Below are 18,259 nucleotides of genomic sequence, written 5' to 3'. Positions count from 1 at the left end.
CGAACTATGCCAACGCCCGACAGCGCTGTTGCGACGCCACCCCTGAGCTCGCGCAGCTGGGGGCTCATCCCCGCAGCGCTGCTGAGCGGGTCTGCGGTGCTCCTGTTCTCACTGCGGCTTCCCCTGCTCGGCTATGTGGTGGTAGCGGCAGCGCTCGCCGCAGCGTGGATAACCGACCGCCAAAGACTCACCGAAGGTCTGGCGAAAGACCTGCTGCTCATCGCCTCGGGAATGGTGATCGTCTCCACAATTTCGGTTGCGGCCGACATCAGTTGGGGCAACTTCTTTCTTCTCGGCTTTGTGTTGGCGACAGCGGTCGCGGTGCCCTACGCACTTTCCCGGTTTGTCTTCAAAGACCGGCTCATTCGGTTTCCGTGGCGAGGCGGCTGGCCGTGGAATCGAGTGCAGTGGGGCTATCTCGCACTCGTGCTCTTCCTCGGGTGGCTCATTCTGCCGTTCTACTTCATCACCAGCGGCGTGTACGAGAACTGGCCAATTGTGACAACTCCCGATGAGATCGGGCGACTGTTTGTCGGGGTCAACGCAGTTGGCACGTGGGATGAACTGTTCTTCATCCTCACCGTGTTTGTGCTCTTCCGACGGCACTTTCCGGTCTGGCAGGCGAACCTGCTGCAAATGGTGATCTTTGTGTCGTTCCTGTGGGAACTCGGCTACCAATCCTGGGGTCCGCTGCTCACGATCCCGTTCGCCCTGCTGCAAGGGTGGATTTACTCGAGCACCAAGTCGCTCGTCTACGTGCTGACCGTGCACCTATTGTTCGATGCCGTGGTGTTCCTCGTGATCGTGCATGCACGAAACCCGGGAGTTATCCCGATCTTCTTGGTGTAGCCGCTAGCTATTTGCTGCCACCGGGCGGGCCGATGATCAGCAGCACAACAAAGAGCAGCACGACAGCCGCAGCGATCAACGCGAGAAGAATATACGGGTGCTTCAAGAACCACCGCATAGCGCGATCGACCCAACCTGCATCGCGAGGATGATCGCTAGCTTCCGTGCGCCATTCGCCGGCGAGACGACCCGAGCGTGCAAGCCACAACTCCACCGGAATGGTCGCGTAAGGAATGATTGCGCTACCAATGGTGAGAACCGCGGTGCCGACGTTCCACCGCTGGTTCACCGTCAACAACACGGCGGTGGCACCGTAGGTGAGGAAGACAAACCCGTGGATGCCGCCACCGATCGACACCGCGACATCCAGCCCGATCGTGGCACGCAAAATGAGTCCCGTAATCAGTAAGGTCCAGGTGACAGCCTCAGCGAATGCGAGAACGCGGAAAAGTGACTTGGGGGTTGCGAACATCAGGCGTTAGCCATCAACGAGTTAATCGCACTCGTAAAGAACGTGAGACCGTCAGTGCCCGATCGCATCGCGACGCGAGTGTCCGGGCCAAAACCAGGCTCGGTAGCGTGCTCGGGATGTGGCATCAACCCAACAACGTTGCCCCGCGCATTCGAGATGCCGGCAATGTCATTCGCTGAACCGTTGGGGTTGACCTCGAGATAGCGGAACACAACCTGACCTTCACCCTCAAGACGATCGAGGGTGTTCTGATCGGCGATGTAGCCACCCTCACCGTTCTTCACCGGAATGATGATCTCTTCGTCTTCTCTAAAGCCATTGCTCCAGGCGGTGTCGATGTTTTCAACACGCAACTTCTGGTCGCGGCACACAAAGTCACCGTGATCGTTGCGCACGAGACCACCGGGCAGCAGGTGAGACTCCACCAAAATCTGAAAACCGTTGCAGATGCCGAGCACGGGCATTCCGCCGTTCGCTGCAGCAATGACCTCGCTCATGATGGGCGAGTGTGCGGCAATAGCACCAGCGCGCAGGTAGTCGCCGTAGCTGAAACCACCAGGCAATACGATTGCGTCGACATTCTTGAGATCGTGGTCGCCGTGCCACAGGGCTACCGGCACTGCGCCCCCGAGTTTGACCGCACGCTGAGCGTCGCGATCGTCAAGCGAACCCGGAAAAGTGATGACTCCGACGCGCACTATGCGCCCTGAGCGTCGTCGGCGCCGCGAGCCTCACCGACGTAAATCACATCTTCGATCACCGTGTTGGCGAGAAGATCGTTCGCGATCTCACGAGCCTCCGCCAGCAAATCAGCGGTAATTGGGCCATCAACGGTGAGCTCAAAACGCTTACCGATGCGCACCGAAGTGAACTCACTCTTATCGAGACGGACGAGGGCACCGGCGACAGCCTTGCCCTGAGGATCGAGGATTTCAGCCTTAGGCATTACCTCGACAACGATTGTTGGCACTGAATCACTCCAGGATTTCGCGCGGGTGGATGGTGTCAGTCTAGCGGAGCGTGCAGCAGACTGTAGTCATGGACATCGACCGCGCAGTGCAATCCCGCATCGTCAGAACCCTCGTTGCAGGGCAAGTGCTTGCCGGGCTCGGGCTGGGAGCAACGGTTGCGGTCGGAGCGATTCTGGCCGCCGATCTCGGTGGTGAAGCACTTTCGGGTGCGGCAGCAACATCCAGCACACTCGGTGCTGCTCTGGTGTCGATCCCTTTGGCTCGACTGGCGCAACGCTGGGGGCGTCGACCAGCACTCGCGCTCGGTGCCGGTGTCGCTGCGGGTGGCTCCCTCATCACGGTGCTGGCGATTGGGGCCGCATTTTTCCCGCTCCTCATTCTTGGTTTTGCGATGCTCGGTGTTGGCACAGCGGTAGGCCTGCAGGCTCGATTTGCAGCGACGGATGTTGCGGCTCCCGAACACCGTGGGCGTGACCTGTCGCTCGTGGTCTGGTCGACAACGATCGGTGCCGTAGCTGGCCCCAACCTCATCGGGCCTGGTGAAGCGGTCGCGCAGTGGTTATCGCTGCCCACCAACACGGGCTCGTTTGTCTTTGCGATCGCGGCACAGCTCGCCGCAATGGTTCTCTACCTCGTAGAGCTTCGGCCCGATCCTCTTGTTCTCGCCGGCAACAAGCCTGTGGAGCAGGCAGTCGCTGCGGATGCCGGAATAGTCCGCGGCCGTGGACCGCTGGTCTTCGCGATCGCTGCAATTGCGATCAGCCATGCGGTAATGGTCTCGATCATGGCAATGACTCCTGTGCACTTGAGCCATCAAGGGGCCAGTCTCACCGTCATCGGCTTCACGATAAGCCTGCACATTGCCGGAATGTACGCCCTGTCGCCCGTCTTTGGGTGGGCCAGTGACCGTTTTGGTCGCATCCCGACCATTCTCGTCGGTCAAGCATTGTTTGCGGCATCGGTGCTGGTGGTCGCACTCGGTCAACTGAGCAATGCGGCGGTCACGGTCGGTTTGGTGCTGTTGGGTCTCGGCTGGAGCGCCTCGACTGTTGCCGGCTCAGCCCTCGTGGCGGATCTCTCCACCGGCGCAATGCGCCTACGTATTCAGGGCCGAAGTGACACCATCATGAGCCTCGCTGGGGCATTTGGTGGAGGCTTCGCCGGGCCCATTCTGATTGTCGTCGGCTATGCAGGGCTCGCGTGGGGTGCAGGCCTGCTGGTGCTCGTTGTTGCCGCTGCGGCACTGGTGGTGTGGCGGATCACCCCCACCACACCCACCACACCAGCCGCACCGCTAGACGCTACTTCTGAAGTACAGCCTGCAGGTCAAGCGCCAGCGTGATGTTTTCTCCGAGGAGAACGCCACCGGTCTCAAGTGCGGCGTTGTAGTTGACGCCAAAGTCGATGCGGTTGATGACGGTGCTGGCGCTCGCCGCAGCCACCGTTTGACCGTAGGGGTTGGTGGCGATGCCGCCGAATTCGCCCGTGAGGGTGACAGGCTTGGTCACGCCGCGGAGGGTGAGGTCGCCGTCAATCGTGAGGTCGTCGCCATCGATGGCGACCGCGGTCGACGTGAACGTTGCGGTGGGGAACTCCTCAACGTTGAAGAAGTCGTTGGTGCGAAGGTGGCCGTCGCGATCAGCCTGGTTGGTGTTGATCGTGGCCATATCGATGGAGGCATTGACCGAGTTTTCGGCATGGTCATCGGAGGTAACGATGGCGCCAGAGAAGCCGTCGAACGTTCCGTGGACCTTGCTGATCATGAGGTGCTTTACCGTGAATGAGACGGTCGAGTGGGTGGCATCGATGTCCCAGGTGCCGGCGATGAAGTTGGTGTGGGTGTCAAGAGAAGTGGTCATGCCTTCGTGAAACGGCACGCACGCCACGGTTATTCCTTGCATGCGCAAGTTCGCGACATCGCGCCAATCCTGACGGATCACACCGACCTCAAAATCCGACCCGCTATTGGTCAGTGACAGTCGGTAGGCTCGCACTATGGACACCTCTGGGCTCGACGAATTTCTTGAGCAGAACGAATTTTCAGGCACTGTCTTGATCAAGCGCGGCAATGCCACGATCTTTGACGCGGTAATGGGTAAGGCGAGCCACCGTTGGGATGTGCTCAATACTGCGGATACCCGGTTTGATTCGAGCTCCATCACCAAACTCTTCACAAGTGTTGCTGTGCTTCAACAGGTGTCGAAGGGTGAACTCGACCTCGAGACATCCATTCATCACTATGTTGATCTCGCTGATTCTGAGATCGACCCGGCCGTGACCCTGCTTCATGTGCTCACCCATACGAGCGGCATTGCTGACGATGTGGATGAGGAAGAGGGCGAAAGCTACACGGAACTGTGGTCAGAGTTCCCGACCTACACGATCATGGAACCAGCAGATCAGCTGCCGACGTTCATTAACAAGGAATCCATCGCTGCCCCCGGTGTCGAATGCGTATACAGCAACGCTGGTTACGTTCTTGCGGGTCTTGCGCTGGAGAGGGTCACCGAAGAGAAGTACCGTCAGTACGTTTTCGACGAGGTTTTTACACCGGCAGGCATGATCGATTCCGGTTTCTACGACCGGCGGGATGCCGCGCCGCGCGTTGCTGAAGGCTGGGACTTCATTGATGGTCGCTGGGTTTCGAACATCTACAGCGCCCCGCCCATTGGTCTGCCCGACGGCGGAGCCCACGTCACCGCAGCCGACCTCGTGCGCTTTATCCAAGCTCTTCGCAACGGTGAACTGCTCAATGCTGAGTACACGGAAGAGTTCCTCACCCCACAGGTGCAGTACGACGAAGAGACTTGGTATGGCTTCGGGCTCGAGTTTGATATGAACGAAGACGGCAGCGTTCGCAGCTACTTTGCTGATGGCGTCGGGCCTGGAGCATCCGGGATCGTGCGTCACTACCTCGAAGCCGATCTCGACGTCGTGGTGCTCTCCAATTCAGAAGAGTGCGCCTGGCCGATCATCCGCGAGATTGATGAACTGCTCGGCGGCTAGGGCCCTATCCAGAAATGACGTCCGTTCATGGAAAACACAATGAAGACTCCCACCACGCTCGGTGCTAGCGGTGTGCCCAACGGTGGTGTGTCGTATTGGTATACGAGCACCGAATTGCCGAAATATCGGGCACCCCTGCCCGGCGATCGAGATGCGGACATTTGCATTGTCGGGGCGGGTCTCACCGGGCTGTGGGCCGCCTACTATCTCAAGCGGGCGCAACCAGATCTTCGTATTGTGATGCTCGAGCGCGAATTCGCCGGTTTCGGCGCGTCCGGTCGAAATGGCGGTTGGCTTTCAGCGGAACTTGCCGGATCTCGTGCGCTCTATGCGAAAACGCATGGTCATCAGGGTGTCGTCGATTTGTTGACCGCGATGCGAGGGGCAGTCGACGAGGTCATCGCTGTCGCCGAGGCTGAAGGTATCGAAGCCGACATCGTCAAGGACGGGCTCCTCCACGTGGCGCGAAATCGAGCTCAAGTCGAGCGCCTGCAGGAGACCATCGAGTATGAGAAATCGTGGGGCGCAACGGAAGAGGACCTAGTATCTCTCACGTTATCCGACCTCGACAGTCGGATCGTTGTTGATGGCGCGAAGGCAGGGCTTTTCAGCCCCCATTGCGCTCGAGTGCAGCCGGCGAAACTCGTTCAAGGGCTTGCCGCTGCAGTGGAGCGGCTGGGGGTCGTGATCTACGAGCAGACCACGGTAGAAGCGATCGAGCCTAGGTTGGCGCGTACAGACCGTGGGGTGGTCAAAGCCCCCATTGTGTTGCGGTGCCTTGAGGGCTTCACGGCTGGCATCAAGGGTCAGAGGCGTGGCTGGCTGCCGATGAATTCCTCGATGATCGTCACTGATCCGTTGCCGGACTCTGTGATGACGCAACTCGGCTGGTCTGGTGCGGAAGTGCTTGGCGATGCTGCGCACGCCTACATGTATGCTCAGCGAACAGCGGACAACCGCATCGCGCTCGGTGGTCGCGGAATTCCCTATCGTTTCGGGTCGCGGACAGATGTGGATGGCGAAACCCAGGACTGGACGATCACCGCCCTCACCGCTCTGCTGCACGACATGTTTCCTGCGGCAGCTGACGTTCCTATCGCACAGGCCTGGTGCGGCGTTCTCGGAGTCCCGCGCGATTGGTGTGCGACGGTCGACCTCGATGAACAAACCGGCCTGGGAACCGCTGGTGGCTACGTCGGCAGCGGACTCACAACCACCAACCTTGCCGGCCGTACCCTCGCAGATCTCGTGCTGCGCCGTGACACCGATCTCACTCACCTGCCGTGGGTGGGACGCCGTGTTCGCCCCTGGGAGCCAGAACCTCTGCGGTGGCTCGGCGTGCAGGCAATGTACATGCTCTATCGAGAAGCCGACCGTCGCGAAAACGCACTCGACCTTCAGCATACGAGCAAGATTGCCCGCTTTGCCAACACAGTCGCCGGCCGCTGAGACTAGAGGGCCGGGCCCAGCTGCGCGTCGGTTGTCGGCTGCGTCCCTGGGTCGCCCTTTAGTTCCACGAAGATCACATGTGTGGGTGACGTGCCGATGTTCTCACCGCTGTGACGCTGCGCGGGTAGCCAGACGGCGGCTCCGGCAGCAAGTTCCACGTCACGATGCCCACCGCCCGCATGGAGGCGCCGACGAAAATCGCTGAGGGTGTACATGACGCTATCGGGGTGCTCGTGCGGCGTTGTCTTGTCTCCGGCCGCATCAATATACTCCAGCACTCGCACGCGCTCATTCTCGAAAATAACCGAGTAGTGCTGCGGATTAGTTGTTACCGGATCGTCGTCCATGAGCAACAGTGTGCGCTCTGAACTGCTCGTAGGCAAGCGTGATTTTTTCCCACGGTCGTACTATTTCGCGGCTGTGGTAACCCGAATCTGGTTGGCCCACGGGTCACCGAAACTGAGAGCGTTGCCATCGTGACGCAGTTGGATGCCGTGGTGCCTCATCCGTTCGCCCAACTCTGCGAGGTCGTCGGCGCTCGGCACCGCAATGTCGACTTGGGCGAGACCGAGTGCTGGCAGCCGAGGGCCCGCGCCGCTCGCGTTCCAGGTGTTCATCGCCATGTGGTGGTGGTAGCCGCCAGCACTGACGAAAACGGCGCTGCCGGGGATTTCGGTGGTCGCTTCGAAGCCGAGTTGATTGACGTAGAAGTCGCGGGCGGTCGCAACATCGCCGACCTGGAGGTGGACGTGACCGACGCGCGCGCTACCAATCAGGGGCTGCTCGACCGCAGCTTCCGTGAGGTTCGTTTGGAGGAAGGTGTTGGGATCGAGGTGGAGGGTGGCCATTTCGACGGAACCGTGGGTCCAGCTCCATTCGGTGCGGTCGCGATCCCAGTAGAGTTCAACACCATTGCCTTCGGGGTCGGTGAAGTAGAACGCTGTGCTGACGAGGTGATCGGCGCTGCCCGTGAAGGTGCGCGGGTAAGAACCACGGTGTCTGAAGACTCGCTCAGCACGCTGAGGGCTACGGCATCCCGGTAGTACGCGGTCAACGCGTCAAGGTTCGCGACGCTGAGTGTCACCGCACCCATCGCGGTGTCGGCAGCGAGCAGCTCGGTCATGACCGGTACAACCCTGCCACTCGCAACGGTATTCCGCGACAGCTAGGCTACGGCTGCGGTGAGTCCCTTGCTCTCGGCAAGCGCTCGCAGGCCGGAAGCCAGGCGCGCGACACCTTCCCGGAAGACCTCGTCGCTGCCATTCGAGCCGTACATCACGCGAACGTAGCCTTCACCGACGTCACCAAACCAGGTTCCTGGAGAGACCCCCAGCTGTTGGGTAGTCACGAGGTGCTTGACGACTTCGAGTGATGTTCCGAGTTTGGAGGTGTTGACCCAGTGGTAGAAACCTCCCTCGGGCATCGAGACACCGACGCCGGGGATGCCGGTGAGTGCGTCGAAAATTGCGTGGCGGCGCTGGTCATAAATCTTGAACCACTCCTCGGTGTAGGCCGGGTTCTCGTAGGCAGCCGCAACCCCATACTGGGCGAAAGTATTAGTGGGGCCAACGTAGTTGAAGGTCGCAATCTTGAGCATTGGCATGATCTCGGCCGGCGCCACCAGGTAGCCAACACGAAAGCCCGTGAGCCCTAAGTCTTTAGACGTGCCGAATACCGTCAGGGTGCGCTCACGCATGCCGGGCAGAGTGGCGAAGTTCACGAACTCGGCTCCGTCGTACACCTGACGCTCGAAGTCTTGGTCAACGATCACGCCGAGATCGAACTCTTCAGCAAGCGCCGCGAGTTCCAACAGGTTCTCGCGCGTGTACACCGTGGTGGTGGGGTTGTTGGGGTTCGTGATGACGATGGCGCGGGTGCGCTCCGTGATGCGCGAGCGGAATTCATCCATCCGCAGCTTAAAACCGTCTTCTTCGTACGTTGGCACCTGCACGCACACCGCACCCATCTGGTGGATATCATTGATGTTCTCCGCAAAACCGGGACTCGTCACCAGCACCTCATCACCCTGACCGGGGCGGATACAGATGCGAATCGAGAGGAAGAGAGTAAACGCGGAGCTGGGGCCAACCATCAACTCAGTTTCGGGGTCGATCTCCATCCCGTTGAAGTCGCGCAGCTTGTTAACCAGTGCCGCCTTCAGGCGAGGCTCGGCGTAACCGTTGTCGAGAGAGTAGTGAGTTTTGCCGTCATCGAGGGCCTGCTTCGTGGCGTCGATGACGTGGTCTGGCAGGCACTTGTCGGGAGCGAAAGGGTCTGCTCCCATCATCATGATCCGACGTTTGGGGTCGAGCCCCGCATAGAGGGAAAAGTCTGGTGCTGCGAGGTCTCGCCACGAATCATCGATGCGCACAGGGTTACTTTCTGTTGGTGTGGTTAGTCGTCAATGCCGAGGATGTGACTGAGTGGTGATGTGTCGTCGACGCGGCCGAGACTGATCATCGCTTCCACTCGCTGAAGGCCCGGAACGGCGCCCAGTTTTTCGAGCAGCAGCGTCTGCAGTTCAGCGTGATCCTTGAGTCGGAAGCGCGCCATCATGTCGTAGGTGCCACTCAGAATGAGAATCTCTGTCAGCGACGAAATCGACTGCAATGCCTCAATCACGGTGAGCATTTTGGCATCAGACGTGATCTTTATCGGAATGACTACGAGCATCGGTCGGCCCATGGCAGACCAGTCCATCTCAATGCTGCGGCGGCGAATGACTCCCGTGCGTTCAAGTCGGGCGACGCGCTCTCCAACACTCGGAGCTGACATCCCCACAAGAGCGCCAAGGCTGCGTAGTGAAATGCTGGAATCCTCGTGCAAGTGGCGGATCAGTTGCAGATCGATGCTGTCAAGTTCGACCTTCGGAATGCTCGGCACAAGCAGATCAATGATCGTCGTGGCGTCATTCTCCACCGTCGAATCAGTCATTGTTCGCGAACCCATTCGCTTCAAGGTTGTTGAGCAAGTCAAAAGTGAACTGGATATGGGTGAGGTAGTCCTCGAGGTAACCGTGTTCGTTGTAGCCGTGCATGTTTCCCTCCGGTCGCAATGTTCCGGTGGGTGAGATCAGGGGTGCACCCAGATGCTCAAGGAAGAATGCTCCGGGCCCGGAACCAGTCATCACATCGTAGATGACAGGCTCTGCCTCGAAGGCTTTGGTTGCGGCCTCAAGTACTGACACGGCGAACGGAGTGTCAACGGGAGAAAATGCGGGCAGCATCGTGCGGATCAGCTCAACCTCAATGTCGGGCGCAGTGCTGCCCAAGAAAGACTTCACCGACTCGAAGCACGCGTGAGGGTCCATTCCCGGAACCAGTCCGAAGCGCACCCGCGCTGTTCCCCCAGCAGGGATGCTTTGGCGAACACTGGGATCAAGATCGAAACCCGCGAGGCTCATGGAGGGTGCGAAGATGAAGCGTTCCTTCAACTCCTCCTCAGAAAGATCCTTCAGGGGACTGATTCCGGGAAGACTAATGGCGTCACCCGGTAGCGACAATTCTTGCGTACGGGCTTTCGCTGCCGCATCGGGGCGCAACGCGGAGTCGGTAAATCCGGGAACCGCGATCAGCCCTTCTTCATCGACGAGTGACGTGATCGCCCGCATCAACTCCAGCGGTGCAGAGCGCAGAATCTGCGAATACGAGGGGTGCTGATTGGAGGCCAAAATATTCAGGCTGAGGCTGATCTCCATGCCACCGCGGCATCCGAAGCCCACGGCCGGGCGGCCGTCATCTTCTCGCAGGTAGCTTTCCCACAGCACGGCATCCGAACTGAGGCGTTCGGCGTTCTCGGCCAACACAGTTTCGAGGCCAGGGCTACCGATCTCTTCACACGGGTCGGCGAGGTAGATCATGCTGTAGGGCAGTCCGTCTGGGTGATCTTCCATGAATAGTTCGAGCGCCCGCAGACGGCTCGTCACGTCGGCCTTGTCGTCACAGGCGCCGCGGGCCCACATAGCGCCGTCGCGGATCTCTGACTCAAAGGGGCCGGACACCCACTGGTCGAGGTCGCCAGCAGGCTGCACGTCGTAGTGGTTGTAGAGCATCAGCGTTTTGTCGCTTGCTCCGGGGAAGTAGGCGACGACGACCGGACCGTATTCGGGAATCTCGATGCGTTCGACGCGCTTGCTGAGCCGGCGGAGTTTCTGCTCCAACCAGTCAGCGGCAGCCTCGATTGCAACACGATCGCCCGCCACGGAGGGGAAGCGACAGAATTCCTGCCATTCGCTGATGCTCTGCTCGCGAGCAGCATCAATACGGGGGTCGCGCACGATTAGACTCCTCGCGAGATCGCGACGGGGGTGAGCTCGTACGGGTAGTCGGTGATGAGTTCGGCACCGGTTTCAGTGACGAGCACAATGTCTTCGAGTCGTACGCCGCCGAAGCCTTGGCGGTAGCAGCCGGGTTCGATCGCGATGACGTCACCAGCAACAAGCACGGCGTCGTTCTGGCCAAGACCGGGAGCTTCGTGAACTTCGAGGCCGATGCCGTGGCCGAGGCTGTGGAAGTAGCCCTCGGTGAGCACTTCGCCCGGCTTCTTGGTGAGTTGCGTGGGGTAGCCGGCGTTGCTGATCGGCTCGCACGAGATGCGGTGAAGTTCGGCAACCGGAAGGCCCGGGCGAATCGCGGCGAGCGTGTTGTCGAATGCTTCCTTGACGATGCGCCAGTAGGTGGCCAACTCTTCGTTGACTTCACCCTTGACGAAGGTGCGTGTCATGTCTGAGTTGCCGCCTGACTCGGTGTCGCGCGGGCAGATGTCAACGGTGACGGGTTCACCCTCGAAGATCTGGCCCGAACCAGCGTGGTGACCAATGCAGGTCTGCTCGCCGTGAGCCACGATCAGGCCGGCATCTTCGCAGCCGTTACGCAGGAAGGCGGCGCGGATGCCCGTCTTCAGGTCTTCGCAGGTGAGTGGTTTGCCGTCGATGAGTAGTCCACCATCGGCGCCGATCTCGGCGGCTTCCATTTGTGTGGCAACGTGAGCAACGCCAGCTTCAGCAGCGATCTGTGCGCGGCGCATCCCGGCAAGTTCAGCGGGTGACTTTATGCGGCGACGCATTTCGAAGACATTGTTGTCGACGGTGAGTTCGATTCCGTTGGCGCGAAGGTGGTCGGCGACGCCCAGCGGAAAAGTGGCGGGAACGATGGCGCTGCTCACGCCAGTGCGGCGGCAGGCTTCTACCAGAGTGTTGAGTTCGGCGAGCTCGGGGCTTTGGCCCGCGGCACGGAAGTCGTCGAAGAAGAGAGCTTCAAGGGGGAACACGGTCATGTTCTCCACTTCAGACATCCGTGCGGCCTCAAGTGACTTGATTGCGGTGTAACGCTTACCGTCGACCTCGATGTAGAGGAATGGGTCGTGAACCTCGTGGGTGATTACATGTCGCATGTCTGCTGACATCGTGCTCGAAAACATGAGGATTGGCGCGCTCGTCATCGTCTCAACTTCTTTCTTTGCTTGGTCGGGCTGAGTGCCGTCACGGCGAAACTGTACGGCATCCACTCACCGGCAATGATAGGCCATGCTCCGATTATGTAAATTGTTTGTAAGGCAACAGGTCTAGATAACCTAACAACGGGGTAACATTATCGCACTTTGCTTTAGGCGTCAGATTGTGAGGTCTAAAGTGATTCCAACGCCCGGCGCTGCTAGATGCATGCACTGAGGGCGCTTATTGCACAGGAGGAAGCATGAAGACAGCACGTTTCGGGATCGGCGTTGTAGCGCTGGTCTCTGTTGTCTCGCTCACTCTCGCTGGCTGCGCAAGCAGCGATGGCGGAGGCTCGGGCGACACCAACAAGATCATCACCACCAACGGAAGCGAGCCGCTTGGCCCGCTGATCACCGTCGGCACCACCGAGACCGGCGGCGGAAAGATCCTGACGTCCATCTACGCGGGTCTGGTTTCGTATGAGGCAGACGGAAGCATCCGCAACGACGTCGCGAAGTCGATTGAGTCGTCGGATGGCCAAAACTGGACTGTCACGCTCAACGACGGGTGGACGTTCACCAATGGTGAAGCGGTAACCGCTAGCTCGTTCGTAGATGCGTGGAATTATGGCGCGAAGTTCAGCAATGCACAGGCTTCGTCGTACTTCTTCGACGACATCGAGGGCTTCAGCTACGAAGCTGACTCAGAATTGACCGGACTCAGCGTCGTCGATGACCTTACGTTCGATGTCACTCTTGTTGCTCCCGAAGCTGACTGGCCACTGCGCCTCGGTTACACCGCGTTCATGCCCTTGCCCTCGGCCGCTTTTGATGACCTTGAGGCTTTCGGAGAGAACCCCATCGGTAACGGTCCCTACATGATGGATGGTGCAGGCGCGTGGCAGCACGACGAGCAGATCGCTCTTGTGACGAACCCCGACTATGACGGTGTGCGCAAGCCCGCCAACGGTGGAGTCACTTTCAAGTTCTACACCTCACAGGATGCTGCCTATGCAGACGTTCTTGGTGGAAACCTTGACGTTCTCGATGCAGTTCCTGACAGCGCATTCGAGCTGTTCCAGGATGAGTTCGGCGACCGCGCCCTCAACCAACCAGCAGCAATTTTCCAGGCGTTCAACATTCCTTACTACCTTGACCACTTCAGTGGCGAAGAAGGAAAGCTGCGTCGCGCTGCTATCTCGATGTCGATTAACCGTGAGGAGATCACTGACGTGATCTTCCAAGGAACTCGCACGCCGGCCACCGACTTCACGTCTCCCGTGATCGATGGCTACTCCAGCTCGCTTGAGGGTGCCGACGTCTTGACGTTCAACCCTGAGGAAGCTCAGAAGCTGTGGGCCGAAGCAGACGCCATCGCACCGTTCGGTGACGCCACATTCGACCTCGCATACAACGCAGATGGTGGACATCAGGGGTGGGTTGATGCTGTCGCGAACAGCATCAAGAACACCCTCGGCATCAACGCCATCGGCAAGTCGTACCCCGACTTCAAGTCATCGCTCGAAGACCGCGTAGCGGGCACCCTCACCGGTGCAACTCGCGCCGGTTGGCAGGCTGACTACCCGTCGCTGTACAACTTCCTTGCACCCCTCTACCAGACCGGTGCTGGTTCGAACTATGAGGGCTACAGCAGCTCAGAGTTCGACGGAATCCTGAAGGAGGGTGCAGCTGCTCAGACTGTTGAAGACGCAACCGCGCTCTACCAGCAGGCACAGGAAGTCTTGTTGAAGGATCTGCCTAGCATTCCGTTGTGGTATTCCAACGCAACCGGTGTTTACGCAGACACCGTGAGCAACGTCGAGTTCGGTTGGGATTCAGTTCCGCTGTACTACCAGGTCACCAAGGGCTAATCGCTTAGACGTGAACTAACACCGCGGATGCCCGGGTCGTCCAATCGGCCCGGGCATTTGGGTGTCTGGGGGTGCGACTGGCTTGACCTAGAGTGCGCTCCAACTCTTAGGGTTAGCGCCACGGTCTCCCGCGAAGAAGTGACTGCCCGCCAGCAACCACTCGAATCGAACTTCGGATACCGAAGCACCGCGGCCGAAGTGATCGCCGGAATCGATCTCGCCGGTAAGACCGCAGTCGTGGCGTGTTCGAGGTGGCCGGGGAGATCGCGATGCCGATAGAGTTCCGCGGCGTCTCTGGCGAACAGTTTCCTGTCAGCTCCCTGCCTCATCAATTGCGTCGAGCCACTCGGCCCAGTAAAACTTCCACTCCTCGACGTCACCGAACGTGGGCAATTGTGAATGTTGGATGACGACCTGAGTGCGGCCTCCACTACGGTCTTCGAGCCGGATAATGGCGGAGCCTGGCCCAACCGTCACTCTGATTGCCTTCGCCGTCAGCTTCGACTTGAGCTCAGTAGCAACACCGGGAAACAGTTGAGCTCGATCATCGTCGTCTAGAAGGAGGCGACGAAGCATGTCGCTCTCAACGGTGACGGTCCCCGACTTATTGGCAGTGAACGTGCCATCGGACATCTGATTCGGGAGACGAAGTCCCGTGATCCGTTCATACCCAACTGTTACTGCCTGAGCCCACCAGCCGCTAACGCCAAGGTCGTCGCCGACATGCTGGGCGATAGCGGCGTGGCCGTCTGCTCGCCCCGCGAATTGCTCGATCAGATCGCACCAGTCTTCCCAACCCTTGTCGGTGCCCGCACGGATCGCCTCATCCGACAACTCGGGCGCGGCAGCCCAAGAACGGGTTGTAGTGGAGGGCGGGGACTGCGCGGTCAATACCCGCCGAGCCTCGGCGTAACGTTCACCGGTGGTCGTCATCCGCGCACGGATTCGACGCTTGAACGACTCTTGCTTGGTCATGGTGTTTCTCCTTCGAGTGCCGCTGCGGGGAGGCGAAACAGCAACCCACGCTTACTGTCGCCCGACCAGGACACCAAAGAAGTTCAATCTGACTAACTGCCGGGCATTCATGATCCCCTTTGCCCTCCCGTGCCGGATCGTGGGGTCCGGAAGAAGGTTCGGCGTGACAGCACGCACAACACATGATACCGGAAGGGTCAGAATGACGCGCAGCCCCAGTCAAGGCACGACTTTCGCCGGCTGAACTACGCCGTCAGCCGCTCAATCAGCTCGCGATACCGGGCAGCAGTCTGCTCCACGATCTCCGCGGGCAGCTCGGGCGGCGTTCCCTGCTTGTCCCAGTGGGCCGAAAGCCAGTTCCGCACGATCTGCTTATCGAAACTTGCGAGACGACCGGGGCCACCGGCGGCATAGAGTTCGGCATCCCAGTAGCGACTTGAGTCGCTCGTGAGCACTTCGTCGGCCAGAACGAGAGCACCGGTCTCCGGGTCAGCGCCGAATTCGAACTTGGTGTCGGCGAGAATCACGCCGCGAGTCTCCGCGATGGCGGAGGCCCGTGCAAAAATGTCGAGCGAAGCATCCCGAAGCGCCACAGCAACCTCTTCGCCGACGAGTTCAACGGTGCGCTCAAAGCTGATGTTTTCGTCGTGCTCACCCAGTGGGGCTTTCCAGGCGGGAGTGTAAATCGGCTCCGGAAGGCGATCGCCATCAGTCAGCCCAGCAGGCAGCGCAATGCCGCACACGCTCTGAGACTCCTGATACTCCAGCCATCCGCTGCCCGAGAGGTAGCCGCGCATAACGCACTCCACGGGGTACATATCGAGACGCTTCACAACCATCGAACGATCGGCCAACGCTGCCGGGGCCTCGACGGCGACATTCGAACCCGCATCAGCATCCGCCAAATGGTTCGGAACATCAGGCAACTGGGCGAACCACCATGTGCTCAGCTGAGTCAGCAGTGCACCCTTGCCCGGGATGCCCGGCTCCAGCACATGGTCAAACGCACTGACCCGATCACTGGCAACCATGAGCACAAGCTGTGGCTCGTCGGCGCGTACATACAGGTCACGGACTTTGCCGGAATACGACTTCGTCCAGGCGCTCGCGGAACCGTGCACAGTGTCACTCAAGGCATCACTCACGGCATCACTCACTGGGCGACGCGCAGGGCGATGTCGCTGCGGAAGTGGCTGCCCTCAAGGTGGATGTGCCCGAGTGCTTCGTAGGCACGGGCGCGAGCGACGGCAAACGATTCGCCAGTCGCGACAACGCTGAGCACGCGACCGCCGGTGGCGACAAACTCGTCACCCTTTTTGGCGGTGGCCGCATGGGCGATAGTGATTCCGGGAACAGCGAGCGCCGCATCCAAACCAGTAATCGGGCGACCAATTTTGGGGTTTTCGGGGTACCCCTCGCTGGCAAGCACGACCGTCACAGCGACGTCATCAGTAAAGTCAGGCGTGGCGTGGTCGGGGAGACCGCCGGTCGATGCGGCATACAGCAGCGAGCTCAGCGGAGTAACGAGGCGCGGCAACACAACCTGCGTCTCGGGGTCACCGAAGCGAGCGTTGAACTCGATCACACGGATGCCCTCCCGAGTGACAATGAGCCCGCAGTAGAGCAACCCGATGAAGGGTGTTTGCTCGCTCGCAAGCTGACGGATCGTGGGCAACGCAATGGTGTCGATCACTTCGTCGACGAAATTCTCGGGCAGCCAGTTCAGCGGCGAGTATGCGCCCATTCCGCCGGTGTTGGGGCCGTTGTCGCCGTCGTACGCACGCTTGTAATCCTGCGCCGGTGACAGGGGCACAACATTGTGACCGTCGCTGAGCAAGAAAAGGGAAACCTCTTCGCCCGCAAGATACTCCTCGATGAGAATACTGCCGTGGCCGAGCCAGTAAGTCGCGTGGTCGACAGCCGCGTTGCGATCGCCGGTGACAAGAACGCCCTTGCCTGCCGCGAGACCATCGGCCTTAACAACGTAGGGTGACCCGAATTCGTCGAGAGCCTCAAGTGCTTCGTCGAGCGAACCAGCGCGGTGGGCGCGACCCGTGGGCACGTTGGCGACATCCATGATGCGCTTCGCGAAAGTCTTGCTGCCCTCAAGCGCAGCAGCAGCTTTGCCGGGGCCGAACACCGCGATTCCGCGGCGTCGAAGGTCGTCAGCAACTCCGGCAACGAGGGGAGCTTCGGGCCCAATGATGACGAGCTCGATGTCGTTGTCGAGGGCGTACTCGGTGACGACGCTGCCCCGAGTCGGGTCGAGCGCCACCGTCTCAACCACAGACGCAATACCCGCATTGCCGGGCGCGGCCGTGATTTCGTGGGCCTCTTCTTCACTCAGAAGAGACGTAACAATCGCGTGCTCGCGAGCACCGGAACCAAGAACAAGAATTCGCACGACCCCAGCCTAACCAAGCGCTCAGTGTTACTTGCTAGCGTTAAGCCATGGCACAGCTGAAGATTGCCGCAATTGCTGGCGAAGCAAGCATTCGAATGGTCCAAGACGGTAGAGCCGATCGCGATGCGACTGCCACCGCCGTGCGCTATCTCTTGCAGGTTCTGGGCAGAGACGCCGAAGGCAACTCCGTAGAAGTGCGAGTTCCACCCCATGGAGCCGTGCAGGCAATTGAGGGCCCCAACCACACTCGTGGCACACCACCCAATGTTGTTGAAATGGATGCCGAAACCTGGATCGCACTGGCGACCGGAACGCGCCAATGGGCCGAAGCTCTCGACTCTGGCGATATCAGTGCGTCGGGTTCGCGCGCCGACCTCAGTGAATACTTACCGCTGGCGTGGGAGAGAATAGCTCCGTGAGCACAACGCCAGAAGACCAGTCCGCGGCATCCGAACCGCAGCAGCCCGAGCACGCCGTCGAGCAGCAGCCTGAGGTGGCCGAGATTCGCGAGCCCGCACTGACAAGCTCGGTGGAATCTGGCAACGTAAGGATTCGTCGCGCACCCAAGTTTGCGCCCTTCCTGATCATTGGCGGCGGCGTCGGCGCCATCGTGACCTTCATTCTCACGATGGCGTTCCCCGTCGACCCTGTAGTGGGTTTCGGTGCGCTCTTCGGGTATTTCAGCCTGTTTGGTATCCCCGCGGGTGTCGCTCTGGGCGCGCTCGTCGTGCTCATCCTCGACCGGGTATCGATTGCTCGCTCACGCGCAGCAACCGTCGAACACGAAACGGTTGAACCAGAATCGTATGAGGGCACGCTCGAATAGCAG

At 59.9% G+C, this 18,259-nt stretch carries 19 protein-coding genes and 1 pseudogene; 7 read left to right on the top strand and 13 right to left on the bottom strand.

Features of this window, described 5'->3' with window-relative positions:
- The first annotated feature begins 6 nt into the window (after positions 1-6).
- Positions 7-849, top strand: coding sequence for a CPBP family glutamic-type intramembrane protease (locus AADH44_RS12235; protein ID WP_341953140.1), 843 nt, complete (start codon positions 7-9; stop codon positions 847-849).
- 7 nt (positions 850-856) lie between these two features.
- Here the strand turns inward: AADH44_RS12235 and AADH44_RS12230 are convergent, their stop codons facing one another.
- The 3 genes from AADH44_RS12230 to purS are packed head-to-tail and all read right to left on the bottom strand — an operon-like array spanning position 857 to position 2,291.
- Positions 857-1,321 carry a DUF3817 domain-containing protein gene (locus AADH44_RS12230; protein WP_341953139.1) on the bottom strand — a complete coding sequence of 155 codons (465 nt, stop codon included), beginning with the start codon at positions 1,319-1,321 and terminating at the stop codon, positions 857-859.
- On the bottom strand, positions 1,321-2,019 hold the full coding sequence (gene purQ, locus AADH44_RS12225) for a phosphoribosylformylglycinamidine synthase subunit PurQ (protein ID WP_341953138.1): 699 nt from the start codon (positions 2,017-2,019) through the stop codon (positions 1,321-1,323). Before purQ ends, AADH44_RS12230 begins: the two co-directional genes overlap by 1 nt.
- The gene (purS, locus tag AADH44_RS12220; RefSeq protein ID WP_341953137.1) at positions 2,019-2,291 is read right to left on the bottom strand and encodes a phosphoribosylformylglycinamidine synthase subunit PurS; all 273 of its coding nucleotides are present in this window, start codon (positions 2,289-2,291) and stop codon (positions 2,019-2,021) included. The genes purQ and purS overlap by 1 nt, the downstream gene beginning before the upstream one ends.
- A gap of 68 nt (positions 2,292-2,359) precedes the next feature.
- Between purS and AADH44_RS12215 the strand changes: the two genes are divergently transcribed.
- Positions 2,360-3,634, top strand: a complete 1,275-nt coding sequence (locus AADH44_RS12215) for an MFS transporter (RefSeq protein WP_341953136.1) — start codon at positions 2,360-2,362, stop codon at positions 3,632-3,634.
- Here AADH44_RS12215 and AADH44_RS12210 read toward each other — a convergent pair.
- Entirely contained in the window at positions 3,594-4,286 is a 693-nt protein-coding gene (locus AADH44_RS12210; protein ID WP_341953135.1) for a YceI family protein, read from the bottom strand. The two genes, AADH44_RS12215 and AADH44_RS12210, sit on opposite strands and share 41 nt — an antisense overlap.
- A gap of 1 nt (position 4,287) precedes the next feature.
- On the opposite strand from AADH44_RS12210, the gene AADH44_RS12205 reads away from it, so the two are divergent.
- The gene (locus AADH44_RS12205) at positions 4,288-5,298 is read left to right on the top strand and encodes a serine hydrolase domain-containing protein (RefSeq protein ID WP_341953134.1); all 1,011 of its coding nucleotides are present in this window, start codon (positions 4,288-4,290) and stop codon (positions 5,296-5,298) included.
- A 39-nt stretch (positions 5,299-5,337) separates the two neighbouring features.
- Entirely contained in the window at positions 5,338-6,747 is a 1,410-nt protein-coding gene (locus AADH44_RS12200) for an FAD-binding oxidoreductase (RefSeq protein WP_341953133.1), read from the top strand.
- Between the two features lie 2 nt (positions 6,748-6,749).
- Here AADH44_RS12200 and AADH44_RS12195 read toward each other — a convergent pair whose 3' ends face one another.
- From AADH44_RS12195 to AADH44_RS12170, 6 genes and pseudogenes are all read right to left on the bottom strand, one after another.
- A complete protein-coding gene (locus AADH44_RS12195) occupies positions 6,750-7,130 on the bottom strand; it encodes a cytoplasmic protein (RefSeq protein ID WP_341953132.1) in 381 nt (126 codons plus the stop codon).
- A gap of 24 nt (positions 7,131-7,154) precedes the next feature.
- Positions 7,155-7,870: pseudogene (locus AADH44_RS12190) on the bottom strand (VOC family protein).
- Positions 7,871-7,912: 42 nt separating this feature from the next.
- Positions 7,913-9,118, bottom strand: a complete 1,206-nt coding sequence (locus tag AADH44_RS12185) for a pyridoxal phosphate-dependent aminotransferase (protein ID WP_341953131.1) — start codon at positions 9,116-9,118, stop codon at positions 7,913-7,915.
- Positions 9,119-9,141: 23 nt separating this feature from the next.
- Positions 9,142-9,681, bottom strand: a complete 540-nt coding sequence (locus AADH44_RS12180; protein ID WP_341953130.1) for an Lrp/AsnC family transcriptional regulator — start codon at positions 9,679-9,681, stop codon at positions 9,142-9,144.
- Positions 9,674-11,023 (bottom strand): M20/M25/M40 family metallo-hydrolase, encoded by a 1,350-nt coding sequence (locus tag AADH44_RS12175; protein ID WP_341953129.1) that lies wholly within the window; start codon positions 11,021-11,023, stop codon positions 9,674-9,676. Before AADH44_RS12175 ends, AADH44_RS12180 begins: the two co-directional genes overlap by 8 nt.
- A 2-nt stretch (positions 11,024-11,025) precedes the next feature.
- A complete protein-coding gene (locus AADH44_RS12170; RefSeq protein WP_341953128.1) occupies positions 11,026-12,186 on the bottom strand; it encodes a Xaa-Pro peptidase family protein in 1,161 nt (386 codons plus the stop codon).
- 254 nt (positions 12,187-12,440) lie between these two features.
- Here AADH44_RS12170 and AADH44_RS12165 point away from each other — a divergent pair, with 254 nt between their 5' ends.
- Positions 12,441-14,051 carry an ABC transporter substrate-binding protein gene (locus AADH44_RS12165; RefSeq protein ID WP_341953127.1) on the top strand — a complete coding sequence of 537 codons (1,611 nt, stop codon included), beginning with the start codon at positions 12,441-12,443 and terminating at the stop codon, positions 14,049-14,051.
- 312 nt (positions 14,052-14,363) lie between these two features.
- On the opposite strand, the gene AADH44_RS12160 is transcribed toward AADH44_RS12165, so the two are convergent.
- The 3 genes from AADH44_RS12160 to purD all read right to left on the bottom strand — a co-directional run bounded on the left by AADH44_RS12160 (position 14,364) and on the right by purD (position 17,430).
- Positions 14,364-15,026: a hypothetical protein gene (locus tag AADH44_RS12160; RefSeq protein ID WP_341953126.1), complete on the bottom strand. Its 663-nt coding sequence runs from the start codon at positions 15,024-15,026 to the stop codon at positions 14,364-14,366.
- A gap of 245 nt (positions 15,027-15,271) precedes the next feature.
- Positions 15,272-16,159 (bottom strand): phosphoribosylaminoimidazolesuccinocarboxamide synthase, encoded by an 888-nt coding sequence (locus tag AADH44_RS12155; protein WP_341955011.1) that lies wholly within the window; start codon positions 16,157-16,159, stop codon positions 15,272-15,274.
- Positions 16,160-16,179: 20 nt separating this feature from the next.
- A complete protein-coding gene (gene purD, locus AADH44_RS12150; RefSeq protein WP_341953125.1) occupies positions 16,180-17,430 on the bottom strand; it encodes a phosphoribosylamine--glycine ligase in 1,251 nt (416 codons plus the stop codon).
- 47 nt (positions 17,431-17,477) lie between these two features.
- Between purD and AADH44_RS12145 the strand changes: the two genes are divergently transcribed.
- Positions 17,478-17,849, top strand: coding sequence for a sterol carrier family protein (locus tag AADH44_RS12145; protein WP_341953124.1), 372 nt, complete (start codon positions 17,478-17,480; stop codon positions 17,847-17,849).
- Positions 17,846-18,256, top strand: a complete 411-nt coding sequence (locus AADH44_RS12140) for a hypothetical protein (RefSeq protein WP_341953123.1) — start codon at positions 17,846-17,848, stop codon at positions 18,254-18,256. Before AADH44_RS12145 ends, AADH44_RS12140 begins: the two co-directional genes overlap by 4 nt.
- Positions 18,257-18,259 lie beyond the last annotated feature (3 nt).

Origin of the sequence: Salinibacterium sp. TMP30 (assembly GCF_038397785.1) — a bacterium.
Classification (GTDB): Bacteria; Actinomycetota; Actinomycetes; order Actinomycetales; family Microbacteriaceae; genus Rhodoglobus.
This window is presented reverse-complemented; position numbering and strand designations above follow the sequence as displayed.